The organism is Kitasatospora sp. YST-16, from assembly GCF_026802215.1.
GTDB lineage: Bacteria > Actinomycetota > Actinomycetes > Streptomycetales > Streptomycetaceae > Kitasatospora > Kitasatospora cineracea.
Genome location: NZ_CP113837.1, coordinates 1,679,359 through 1,691,367, shown reverse-complemented (window position 1 = coordinate 1,691,367; position 12,009 = coordinate 1,679,359). Strand labels below are relative to the sequence as shown.

Annotated in this window: 10 protein-coding genes; all 10 read left to right on the top strand. The window is 73.3% G+C overall.

Annotated features, from left to right (window positions below; all coding sequences use genetic code 11):
• Positions 1–1,680 (top strand): UDP-N-acetylmuramoyl-L-alanyl-D-glutamate--2,6-diaminopimelate ligase, encoded by a 1,680-nt coding sequence (locus tag OU787_RS07655; RefSeq protein WP_369795018.1) that lies wholly within the window; start codon positions 1–3, stop codon positions 1,678–1,680.
• Positions 1,677–3,080 (top strand): UDP-N-acetylmuramoyl-tripeptide--D-alanyl-D-alanine ligase, encoded by a 1,404-nt coding sequence (locus tag OU787_RS07650; RefSeq protein ID WP_030463148.1) that lies wholly within the window; start codon positions 1,677–1,679, stop codon positions 3,078–3,080. Before OU787_RS07655 ends, OU787_RS07650 begins: the two co-directional genes overlap by 4 nt.
• Positions 3,077–4,138, top strand: coding sequence for a phospho-N-acetylmuramoyl-pentapeptide-transferase (gene mraY / locus OU787_RS07645; RefSeq protein WP_030463147.1), 1,062 nt, complete (start codon positions 3,077–3,079; stop codon positions 4,136–4,138). Before OU787_RS07650 ends, mraY begins: the two co-directional genes overlap by 4 nt.
• Positions 4,123–5,565, top strand: a complete 1,443-nt coding sequence (gene murD / locus OU787_RS07640) for a UDP-N-acetylmuramoyl-L-alanine--D-glutamate ligase (protein ID WP_268658911.1) — start codon at positions 4,123–4,125, stop codon at positions 5,563–5,565. The genes mraY and murD overlap by 16 nt, the downstream gene beginning before the upstream one ends.
• A 109-nt stretch (positions 5,566–5,674) precedes the next feature.
• The gene (gene ftsW / locus OU787_RS07635; protein ID WP_030463145.1) at positions 5,675–7,042 is read left to right on the top strand and encodes a putative lipid II flippase FtsW; all 1,368 of its coding nucleotides are present in this window, start codon (positions 5,675–5,677) and stop codon (positions 7,040–7,042) included.
• A 6-nt stretch (positions 7,043–7,048) separates the two neighbouring features.
• Positions 7,049–8,155 carry an undecaprenyldiphospho-muramoylpentapeptide beta-N-acetylglucosaminyltransferase gene (gene murG, locus OU787_RS07630; RefSeq protein WP_030463144.1) on the top strand — a complete coding sequence of 369 codons (1,107 nt, stop codon included), beginning with the start codon at positions 7,049–7,051 and terminating at the stop codon, positions 8,153–8,155.
• Positions 8,148–8,921 (top strand): cell division protein FtsQ/DivIB, encoded by a 774-nt coding sequence (locus tag OU787_RS07625; protein ID WP_268658910.1) that lies wholly within the window; start codon positions 8,148–8,150, stop codon positions 8,919–8,921. The genes murG and OU787_RS07625 overlap by 8 nt, the downstream gene beginning before the upstream one ends.
• Positions 8,922–9,255: 334 nt before the next feature.
• Positions 9,256–10,473, top strand: coding sequence for a cell division protein FtsZ (gene ftsZ / locus OU787_RS07620; protein ID WP_030463142.1), 1,218 nt, complete (start codon positions 9,256–9,258; stop codon positions 10,471–10,473).
• On the top strand, positions 10,470–11,204 hold the full coding sequence (gene pgeF, locus OU787_RS07615) for a peptidoglycan editing factor PgeF (protein ID WP_030463141.1): 735 nt from the start codon (positions 10,470–10,472) through the stop codon (positions 11,202–11,204). Before ftsZ ends, pgeF begins: the two co-directional genes overlap by 4 nt.
• Positions 11,201–11,989 carry a YggS family pyridoxal phosphate-dependent enzyme gene (locus OU787_RS07610; protein WP_268658909.1) on the top strand — a complete coding sequence of 263 codons (789 nt, stop codon included), beginning with the start codon at positions 11,201–11,203 and terminating at the stop codon, positions 11,987–11,989. Before pgeF ends, OU787_RS07610 begins: the two co-directional genes overlap by 4 nt.
• Positions 11,990–12,009 lie beyond the last annotated feature (20 nt).

Genomic DNA, 12,009 nt, shown 5'->3' with positions numbered 1-12,009 from the left:
ATGAGCGACACCCCAGGGCGCGGACCGCGCCGTGTGAGCAGCGTCACGGAGCAGGCCCGGTTTGGCCCCGGGGGGCGCGGGGCCGATAGCCTTCCGGCCGTGCCGAAACCCGATCAAACCTCCGCGATCCCGCCCCGACCCGGCCGCACCGCGGCGCTGCCCCTCGCCGAGGCGGCCCGGCTGCTCGGCCTGGACCCCCTGGAGGGGCCCGCCGTCACCGGCGTCACCCACGACTCCCGGGCGGTGCGCCCCGGCGACGTGTACGTGGCCTTCCCCGGGGCCAACCACCACGGCGCGGCGTTCGCCGCCGGCGCGGTCGCGTCCGGCGCGGTCGCGGTGCTCACCGACGCCGCCGGGGCCGAACTGGCCGCCGACGCCGGCGTCCCGCTGCTGGTGGTGGACAGCCCGCGCGAGGCGATGGGCCCGCTGGCCGCCGCGGTGTACGGCACGCCCAGCGCGAGCATGCTGATGATCGGCCTGACCGGCACCAACGGCAAGACCACCACCTCCTACCTGGTCGAGGGCGGCCTGCGCGGGGCCGGCCGGCTGCCCGGCGTGATCGGCACCGTCGAGATGCGGGTCGGCGAGGAGCGGATCAAGTCCGAGCGCACCACCCCCGAGGCCACCGAACTGCACGCCGTGCTCGGCGTGATGCGCGAGGCCGGGGCCGACGCGGTGGTGATGGAGGTCTCCAGCCACGCGCTGGTGTACGGCCGCACCGACGGCGTGGTCTACGACGTCGCGCTGTTCAACAACCTGACGCCCGAACACCTCGACTTCCACCCCGACATGGAGGACTACTACCGGGCCAAGGCCCGGCTGTTCGAGGAGGGCAAGTCCCGCCGGGGCGTCGCCAACCGGGACGACTCCTACGGCCGCCGGCTGGCCGCCGAGGCCCGGATCCCGATGACCACCTTCTCCGCGGCCGGCGACCCGGCCGCCGACTGGCGCGCCGCCGACGTCCGGCTCGGCCCGTCCGGCTCGACGTTCCGGGTGCTCGGCCCGGACGGCGAGCGGGCCGACGCCTCGGTGCCGCTGCCCGGCCCGTTCAACGTCGCCAACGCGCTGGGCGCGATCACCGCGCTGGTCACCGCCGGCGTCGACCTGGACGCCGCGGTGGCGGGCGTCGCCGGGGTGGCCGGGGTGCCCGGCCGGCTGGAGAAGGTCGAGGCCGGGCAGGACTACGTCGCCGTGGTCGACTACGCGCACAAGCCGGACGCGCTCAGCGCCGTCCTCGCCTCGCTGCGCGAGGTCACCAAGGGCCGGCTGCACGTCGTCGTCGGCTGCGGCGGCGACCGCGACCCGTACAAGCGCGGGCCGATGGGCGCCATCGCCGCCCGGCTCGCCGACACCGCCGTCCTCACCAGCGACAACCCGCGCTCCGAGGACGCGCTGGCGATCCTGGCCACCATGCTGGCCGGCGCCGCCGAGGTGCCCGAGCCGGAGCGCGGCGAGGTGCTCGCCGTCCCCGACCGGGGCGAGGCGATCGCCCTGGCCGTCGCCCGGGCCCACGCCGGCGACACCGTGCTGGTGGCCGGCAAGGGGCACGAGCTGGGCCAGTACGTGAAGGGCGAGGTCCGCCCGTTCGACGACCGGCAGGTCCTGCGGACCGCGATCGAGCAGCAGGGCGCCAGCGACCGCAACAACGAGCGGGCGAACAACGCGGAGGTAGACCGGTGATCAGCCTGACCCTCACGGAGGCGGCGCAGGCCGTCGGCGGGACGCTCGACAGTGCGGACCCGCAGGCGTCGATCACCGGCGCCGTGGTGCACGACAACCGGCAGATCGAGCCCGGCGGGCTGTTCGTGTGCGTGGCCGGCGAGCGGGTGGACGGCCACGACTTCGCGGCGAAGGCCGTCGCCGACGGCGCGGTCGCGGTGCTCGCCACCCGGCCCGTCGGCGTGCCCGCGATCCTGGTGGACGACGTGGTGGTGGCCCTCGGCCGGCTCGCCCGCGCCGTGGTGGCCCGCTCCGCCGAGGTGCGGATCGTCGGCCTGACCGGCTCCTCCGGCAAGACCTCCACCAAGGACCTGATCGCCCAGGTGCTGACGAAGCACGGCGAGACGGTCTACGCGGCGGGCAACGCCAACAACGAGATCGGCCACCCGCTGACCGCGCTGCGGATCAATCCGACCACCCGTCACCTGGTGCTGGAGATGGGCGCCCGGCACAAGGGCGACATCGAGTACCTGACCGGCATCACCCCGCCCACCGTCGGCCTGGTCCTCAACGTCGGCTCCGCGCACGTCGGCGAGTTCGGCTCCCGCGAGGGCATCGCCGAGGCCAAGGGCGAGATGGTGGAGGCCCTTTCGCCCGAGGGCGTCGCCGTCCTCAACGCCGACGACCCGCTGGTGCGCGCGATGAGCAGCCGCACCAGGGCCCGGGTGGTGCTGTTCGGGGAGTCCCCGGACGCCCACGTCCGGGCCACCGGAGTTCGCCTGGACGCCACCGGGAGGCCGCAGTTCACGCTCAGCACCCCGGCCGGTTCCGCACCCGTGCAGCTGCGCCTGTACGGTGAGCACCACGTCTCGAACGCCCTCGCCGCCGCCGCGGTGGCGGTGGAGCTCGGGATGCCCGTCGACCGCGTCGCCGAAGCACTCAGCGAGGCGGGTGCGCTGTCCCGCTGGCGCATGGAGGTGGTCGACCGGGCCGATGGCCTCACCGTCGTCAACGATGCCTACAACGCGAACCCGGAGTCGATGCGGGCCGCGCTGCGGACCCTGGCGACGATGGCGGGCACCGGCCCGGAGCGCCGCCGCACCTGGGCGGTGCTCGGTGAGATGCGGGAGCTCGGCGAGGACAGCCTCGACGAGCACGACACCATCGGAAGACTCGCGGTGCGGCTGGACATCACCAAGCTGGTGGCGGTCGGCGGACGCGAGGCGGCCCGGATGGAACTGGGCGCGAGGAACGAAGGTTCGTGGGGTGAGGAGTCGGTGCTGGTGTCCGACGCGGACGCGGCGATCGAGCTGCTGCGCAGTCAGGTCCGGCCGGGGGACGTGGTCCTGGTGAAGGCCTCCCGTTCGGTGGGGCTGGAGAGGGTCGCCGAGGCGCTGCTCGCGGACGGTGCCGCGAAGTGAAGCAGATCCTCTTCTCCGGCATGATCGGCCTGGTGCTGACCCTGCTCGGCACCCCCGCCCTGATCAAGCTGCTCGCCAAGCACGGCTACGGCCAGTACATCCGGGACGACGGCCCCAAGGCGCACCACAGCAAGCGCGGCACGCCCACCATGGGCGGCATCGCCTTCATCCTGGCGACACTGATCGCCTACTTCGGGACCAAGGCGATAACGGGCGAGATGCCCACCGCCTCCGGCCTGCTGGTGCTGTTCCTGACCACGGGCCTCGGCCTGGTCGGCTTCCTGGACGACTACATCAAGGTGGTCAAGCGCCGCTCGCTGGGCCTGCGGGCCAAGGCGAAGCTGCTCGGCCAGTCCTTCGTCGCCCTGGCCTTCGCCATCCTGGCCATGCAGTTCAGCGACAGCCGGGGCCTGACCCCGGCCTCCGACCACCTGTCCTTCGTGCAGGACTTCAAGTGGTCGATCGGCCCGGTGCTGTTCGTCATCTGGGCCTACTTCATGATCGCCGCGATGTCGAACGGCGTGAACCTCACCGACGGCCTCGACGGCCTGGCCACCGGCGCCTCGGTGATGGTGTTCGGCGCTTACACCTTCATCGGCCTGTGGGAGCACGGCCAGAACTGCGCCTACGCGATCAAGGCCACCGCCTCCTGCTACGACGTCCGCGACCCGCTGGACCTCGCCGTGGTCGCCGCCGCCCTGATGGGCTCCTGCTTCGGCTTCCTGTGGTGGAACACCTCGCCCGCGAAGATCTTCATGGGCGACACCGGCTCGCTGGCCCTCGGCGGCGCGCTGGCCGGCCTGGCCATCGTCTCCCGCACCGAGCTGCTGCTCGCCATCCTCGGCGGCCTGTTCGTGATCATCACCCTTTCGGTGATCATCCAGGTCGGCTCGTTCCGGATGACCGGCAAGCGCGTTTTCAAGATGGCGCCGCTCCAGCACCACTTCGAGCTCAAGGGCTGGAGCGAAGTCCTGATCGTGGTCCGGTTCTGGATCATCCAGGGCCTGTGCGTCGCCGTCGGACTCGGACTCTTCTACGCGGGATGGGTGACCGGATGAACAACCCGGAGTGGGCCGGACTGCCGGTCGTCGTGGCGGGACTCGGCCTCTCCGGGATCAGTGCCGCCCGCGTCCTGCACGGACTCGGCGCGCACGTCACCGTGGTGGACGGCGGTGACGGCCCGGGCCTCGCGGCCAAGGCCGCCGCCCTCACCGAGCAGGGCGTCACCGTCCGCCTCGGCGACGGCGCCACCCTGCCCGAGGGCACCGCCCTGGTCGTCACCTCGCCCGGCTGGGCCCCCGACAGCCCGCTGTTCGCCGCCGCCGACGCGGCCGGCGTCCCGGTCTGGGGCGACGTCGAACTCGCCTGGCGGCTGCGCACCCCGCACCCCGCCACCGGCGAACCGGCCCCCTGGCTGGCCGTCACCGGCACCAACGGCAAGACCACCACCGTCCAGATGCTGGCCTCCATCCTCACCGCCGCGGGCAAGCGCACCGCCGCGGTCGGCAACGTCGGCGTCTCGGTGCTGGACGCCGTGCTCGCCGAGGAGCCGTACGACGTGCTGGCCGTCGAACTCTCCAGCTACCAGCTGCACTGGGCGCCCTCGCTGCGGGTGCACTCCGGCGCGGTCCTCAACCTCGCCCCCGACCACCTCGACTGGCACGGCTCGATGGAGGCGTACGCCGCCGACAAGGGCCGGATCTACGAGGGCAACCAGGTCGCCTGCGTCTACAACCTGGCCGACCCGGCCACCGAGGCGCTGGTCCGCGAGGCCGACGTCGAGGAGGGCTGCCGGGCCGTCGGCTTCGGCCTCGACGCGCCCGCCGTCTCCAACTTCGGCGTGGTCGACGGCCTGCTGGTCGACCGGGCCTTCGTCGCCGACCGGGCCAACGCGGCCGCCGAACTCGGCGCCGTCGCCGACGTCAACCCGCCGGCCCCGCACAACATCACCAACGCGCTGGCCGCCGCCGCGCTGGCCCGCGCCTACGGCGTCGACGCCAAGGCCGTCCGGGACGGGCTGCGCGCCTTCACCCCCGACGCGCACCGGATCGCGCACGTCGCCGAGCTCGACGGCGTCACCTACGTCGACGACTCCAAGGCCACCAACACCCACGCCGCCGCCGCCTCGCTGGCCGCGTACCGGCCGGTGGTGTGGATCGCCGGCGGCCTGGCCAAGGGCGCCACCTTCGACGAGCTGGTCGCCGACGCGGCGCCCCGGCTGCGGGCCGCCGTGCTGATCGGCCAGGACCGGCAGCTGATCCGCGAGGCGCTGGAGCGACACGCCCCGCAGGTCCCGGTCTTCGAGCCCGCACCGGGCCAGACTGGCGCCGGAGCGATGGCCGCGATCGTCGCGGCCGCGGCCGCCGCCGCCGAGAAGGGCGACACCGTCCTGCTGGCGCCCGCCTGCGCCTCGATGGACATGTTCACCAACTACGGTGAGCGCGGCGACCTGTTCGCCGCCGCCGTCCGGGCCCTGCAGCCCTGAGCCACGCACCCCGAGGTCGCGCCCGCCGGCGGCTCACCGCCCGGGCGCGGCCTCGCCGTCGGAGGACCCCCGGCGCGTTCCCGTCCGTGACCCGAACCGTGAGGAGCCCGTGGTGCCGACCAGGGAGAAGGAGCCACCACAGGGCCTCCAGCTGATCTCGGCGACCACCACCACCTTCAAGTCGGCCGGCCCGATCGCCCGCTTCCGGGCCGCCCGGGAGCGGTTCGGCTACCTGATGGCCCGCCCGCTGACGCCGTACTACCTGATCCTGGGCGCCGCGCTGCTGCTGGTCGTGCTGGGCCTGGTGATGGTGTTCTCCGCCTCGCAGAGCGTGGTGGTCGAGTACGGCCTGCCGATGACGTTCTTCTTCCGCAAGCAGCTGATCGCCCTGCTGCTCGGCGGGGCGATCGCCGTGGCGCTGACCCGGGCCCCGGTCCGGGTGCTGCGGGCCGCCGTCTACCCGCTGCTGTTCGGCGTGGTGGGCGCGCTGGTGCTGGTGGCCATCCCCGGCGTCGGCGTGCGGATCAACGGCAACCGGAACTGGATCAGCCTGGGCTTCTTCCAGGTCCAGCCGTCCGAGTTCGCCAAGCTCGCCCTGCTGCTGTGGGCGGCCGACCTGCTGGCCCGCAAGCAGCGCACCCACATGCTGGACCAGTGGAAGCACCTGCTGGTCCCGCTGGTGCCCGGCACCGTCGTGCTGATGATGCTGATCATGATCGGCGGCGACATGGGCACCACCATGGTGCTGATCGCCATCCTGTTCGGCCTGCTCTGGATGGTCGGCGCCCCGCTGCGGCTGTTCGCCGCGACGCTGGGCATCGCGGTGGTCGCCTGCACCGCGCTGATCATCACGGTGCCGCACCGGCTGGGCCGGCTCTCCTGCGTCGGCGTCACCAAGCCCGACCCCTCGATGGACTGCTTCCAGGCCCTGCACGGCCTGTACGCCCTGGCCGCGGGCGGGCCGTTCGGATCCGGACTGGGCGCCGGGGTGGAGAAGTGGGGGCAACTCCCGGAGGCCCACACCGACTTCATCTTCGCCGCGACCGGCGAGGAGCTCGGCCTGGTGGGGACGCTGTCGGTGCTCGGCCTCTTCGCGGCACTAGGCTACGCGGGTATCCGAGTGGCCCTCGGCACCACGGACCCGTTCGTGCGGTACGCGGCGGGCGCCGCCACCACGTGGATCATGGCTCAGGCCGTGGTCAACCTGGGGTCGGCGCTGGGACTCCTGCCCATCGCGGGCGTCCCGCTGCCGCTGTTCTCGTACGGCGGTTCCGCGATGCTGTCGGCCATGTGCGCCGTCGGGCTGCTGCTGTGCTTCGCACGCAGCTCCCCGGCGGCGAAGGCAGCGCTGGCTGCCCGGCCCCGCAGATGGCGAAAAGGGGCCAACTCCCGGTTCGGGCCCGTCCTGGACCGGGTGCTGCCAGGTAGGAAAACCACAGCGCGCAAGGCCCCCCGGCCGCCGCGCAGGGAGCGGTGAATTTCGGTGCATGTCGTACTCGCCGGCGGCGGGACCGCCGGTCACATCGAGCCGGCCATGGCGCTCGCGGACGCGCTGCGCAGGCACGACCCGTCCGTCGGGATCACCGCCCTCGGCACCGAGCGCGGCCTGGAGACCCGGCTGGTCCCCGAGCGCGGCTACGAGCTGGCGCTGATCCCGGCCGTGCCGCTGCCCCGCAAGCCCACCCCGGAACTGATCACCGTCCCGGGCCGGCTGCGCGGCACCGTGCGCGCCGCCCAGGAGGTGATCGAGCGGGTCAACGCGGACGCGGTGGTCGGCTTCGGCGGCTACGTGGCGATGCCCGCCTACCTGGCGGCCAAGCGGGCCGGCGTCCCGATCGTGGTGCACGAGGCCAACGCCCGCCCCGGCCTGGCCAACAAGATCGGCGCCCGCTACAGCGACTTCGTCGCGGTCTCCACCCCGGACTCCAAGCTGCGCGACTCCCGGTACATCGGCATCCCGCTGCGCCGCACCATCGCCACCCTGGACCGCGGCACCGTCCGCCCGGAGGCCCGGCACCACTTCGGCCTCGACCAGCGGCTGCCCACCCTGCTGGTCTCCGGCGGCTCGCAGGGCGCCCGCCGGCTGAACGAGACGGTGCAGGCGATCGCGCCCCGGCTCCAGCAGTACGGCGTGCAGATCCTGCACGCGGTCGGTCCGAAGAACGAGCTGCCGACCATCGACGACATCCCCGGCATGCCGCCGTACCGGGCGCTGCCGTACCTGGACCGGATGGACCTGGCCTACGCGGCGGCCGACATGATGCTCTGCCGGGCCGGCGCGATGACGGTGGCCGAGCTGGCCGCGGTGGGCCTGCCGGCCGCGTTCGTGCCGCTGCCGATCGGCAACGGCGAGCAGCGGCTGAACGCCCAGCCGATGGTCAAGGCGGGCGGCGGCCTGCTGGTCGACGACGCCGAGCTGACCCCGGACTGGGTGCTGAAGAACGTGCTGCCGGTGCTCACCGATCCGGCCAAGCTGTGGGAGATGTCGCGCTCCGCCGCCGAGTTCGGCCGCCGGGACGCCGACGACCTGCTGGTGCAGATGGTGTACGAGGCGATCGAGGCCGCCCGCGGCGGCCGCCGCCGTGGCTGACGAGGAGTACGAGGAGGAGCTGGGGGAGGAGGGCGGCCCCGCCCGCCCGCCCCGGCTCCGCCTGTCCCGCCGGGGCGTCGCGGTGCTGGTCGCGCTGGGCGCGCTGGTGGCGGGGGCGCTCGGCTGGACGGTGTTCTTCTCCTCCGCCCTGGACGTCCGGGGGGTGGCCGTCCAGGGCCTGGACTCGGGCCGGTTGACCCAGCAGGACGTCGAGCGGGCGCTCGGCGGCACCGCCCGCGGCCCGCTGGCCCGGGTCGACCTGGACGAGGCCCGGGCCGAGGTGGCGAAGGTGCCCCGGGTGGCCAGGGCCGAGGTCTGGCGCGGCTGGCCGCACACCCTGCGGGTGAAGGTCACCGAGCGCCGCCCGGTGGCGGCGATCCAGCACGAGGGCGGCGGCTTCGTCCAGGTCGACGCGGACGGTGTGGAGTTCGCCACCGAGCCGCAACCCCCCGCCGGCGTCCCGGTGGTGGCGCTCGACCTGAGCGGGCCCGCGCAGGACGCGCTGTCCGTGATCGACCGCCCGACCCTGGTCCGCGCGGCCGTCACGGTGGCGGCCGGCCTGCCGCCGGAGGTGGCGCAGCAGGCCGGTTCGCTCACGGTCCACTCCTACGACGACATCCGGCTGAAACTGGCCTCCGGCGCGACGGTGCGCTGGGGCAGCGCGCAGGACACCGGTCGGAAGGCGAAGGTGCTGACCGCCCTGCTCGGTCGGAAGGCGTCGAATTACGACGTGAGTGCGCCGGATGCCCCGGCGGTGTCCGGCTGATCCGGTAAGTTCTGTAGCCGGGGGCGGTATTGACGGAGTCACGGCTCCGGTCCGACCCTTGGTGGTCACCCCGGTTTCACCGTGGGGTCGATGATCACATAGGCTCAAAAGAAAAAGGGAAGCTCGGCGTGTTCGTTGAAACGCGCGCCGGTTGCGACCTACTGTCCTGTGTCAACGAGCTGTGCTCGACACCGAGGTGACACCGGCACAGCCATAACCCTCAACCTCAAGTTTAGGGTTCGGGTTGGAACCACGTGCTTCCCACCCATCGACATCCGTCGGCCTTCACAATCCAGGGGAGCCGACCCGGAAATTCGAGGCGAGAGGCCCCGACGTGGCAGCACCCCAGAACTACCTCGCGGTCATCAAGGTCGTCGGCATCGGCGGCGGCGGAGTCAACGCCATCAACCGGATGATCGAGGTCGGGCTCAAGGGCGTCGAATTCATCGCGATCAACACCGACGCCCAGGCGCTGCTGATGAGCGACGCCGACGTGAAGCTCGACGTCGGCCGCGAACTCACCCGCGGCCTCGGCGCCGGAGCCAACCCCGAGGTCGGCCGGAAGGCCGCCGAGGACCACCGCGAGGAGATCGAGGAGGTCCTCAAGGGGGCCGACATGGTCTTCGTGACGGCCGGCGAGGGCGGCGGCACCGGCACCGGCGGCGCGCCGGTGGTGGCCAACATCGCCCGCTCGCTCGGTGCCCTCACCATCGGCGTGGTCACCCGGCCGTTCACCTTCGAGGGCCGCCGCCGGGCCAACCAGGCCGAGGACGGCATCGCCAGCCTGCGCGAGCAGGTGGACACCCTGATCGTCATCCCCAACGACCGGCTGCTGTCGATCTCCGACCGCCAGGTCTCGGTGCTGGACGCGTTCCGCTCCGCCGACCAGGTGCTGCTCTCCGGCGTGCAGGGCATCACCGACCTGATCACCACCCCCGGCCTGATCAACCTGGACTTCGCGGACGTGAAGTCGGTCATGTCGGACGCCGGTTCGGCGCTTATGGGCATCGGCTCGGCCCGCGGCGAGGACCGCGCCAAGGCCGCCGCGGTGATGGCGATCTCCTCGCCGCTGCTGGAGGCGTCCATCGACGGTGCCCGCGGCGTGCTGCTCTCCATCTCCGGCGGCTCCGACCTCGGCCTGTTCGAGATCAACGAGGCCGCCCAGCTGGTCAGCGAGGCCGCCCACCCGGAGGCGAACATCATCTTCGGCGCGGTCATCGACGACGCGCTCGGCGACGAGGTCCGGGTCACCGTGATCGCCGCCGGGTTCGACGGGGGGCAGCCGCCCGCCATCGTCCGCGAGCCGGTGGTCAAGTCGACCTCCTCCTCCGCGGCGTCCTCGTCCGCCCCGGCCCCGGAGCGCCCGGCCACCCGCCCGTCCTACGGCTCGATCGGCTCGGTCACCCGCGCCGAGGAGCCCTCGCGCACCGCCGAGGCCCCGGCCCCGGTGACGGCCGCCGCCCCGCCGGTGCCGCCGCAGGTGCAGCCGGTGCGGCAGCCGTACGTCGAGAGCCCCGCGGAGGAGCTCGACGTACCGGACTTCCTCAAGTGATCCATACGTTCTCCCGACACGGTGCTCACTTCGCCTCCACCACCCGGTGGGGCGGGGTGAGCACCGCGCCGTACGGGGAGCTCAACCTCGGCGGCGCGGTGGGCGATTCGTCCGAATCCGTCAAGCAGAACCGTTTCTTCGCGGCCGGGGAGCTGGGGCTGGATCCGGCCGATGTGGTCTGGATGAACCAGGTGCACGGCGCCGAGGTCGCGGTGGTGACGGAGCGCCAGCCCGAGGGCACCGCCCCGACCGTCGACGCGGTGGTCACCGACCGCCCGCTGGCCCTGGCCGTGCTGACCGCCGACTGCACCCCGGTGCTGCTGGCCGATCCCGCCGCCGGCGTGGTCGGCGCGGCGCACGCGGGCCGGCCGGGCCTGGCCGCCGGGGTCGTCCCCGCGGTGGTCGCCGCGATGCGCGAACTGGGCGCCCGCCCCGAGCGGATGCTGGCGGCGATCGGCCCAGCGGTCTGCGGCCGCTGCTACGAGGTGCCGGAGGCGATGCGCGCCGAGGTCGCCGCGCTCGTCCCGGCCGCGCACGCCGAGACCTCCTGGGGCACCCCCGCGCTGGACGTCCCCGCCGGGGCCGCCGCACAGCTCGCCGCGGCGGGCGTGCAGGATGTGGTCCGATCATCCGTCTGCACCCTCGAATCGCCGGACCACTACTCCTACCGCCGGGAGCAGCGGACCGGCCGACTCGCGAGCTACGTCTGGCTGGGGCCCTCACACTCATGACGAACGACATCTACGGTCCGTTCCCGGGCGGACCGGACTTCGCCGCCGCCCTCACCGAGGGGCAGCGCGCCCGCTACGAGCAGCTCGGCGCCAACCTCGACGTGGTCGAGCGCCGGATCGCCGACGCCTGCGCCGCGGCCGGCCGCCCGCGCGCGGAGGTCACCCTGATCGTGGTGACCAAGACCTACCCGGCCGAGGACACCGCGCTGCTCGCCGGGCTCGGCGTCACCGACGTCGCGGAGAACCGCGACCAGGACGCCGCCCCCAAGGCCGAGCGCTGCGTCGAACTCCCGCTGACCTGGCACTTCGTGGGCCAGTTGCAGACCAACAAGGCCCGCTCGGTGGTCCGTTACTCCGACGTCGTGCACTCGGTGGACCGGGCCCGGCTGGTCGACTCGCTGGCCGCCGCCGTCCGCGCCGCCGAACGCCCGACGCTGGGCTGCCTGGTGCAGGTGGCCCTGGACAAGGAGGCGGGCGAAGGGGAGCACCGGGCCGGGGTGGCCCCGGCCGAGGTGCTCGCGCTGGCCGAGAAGATCGCCGACACGCCCGGGCTGCGGCTCGACGGCGTGATGACGGTCGCCCCGCTCGCCGGCCCGCTGGCGGGCGACCCGGCGCGCGCCTTCGCGCGGCTGGCGGAAATCGCAAGCGACGTACGCGCGGCCCATCCGGCTGCAACCATGGTCTCGGCAGGGATGAGCGGGGACTTGGAGCAGGCGATCGCCGCCGGAGCGACACACGTACGCGTCGGTACGGCGGTACTCGGAGTGCGGTCACCGCTCGGGTAACGTCACCGAGTAAGTAGATC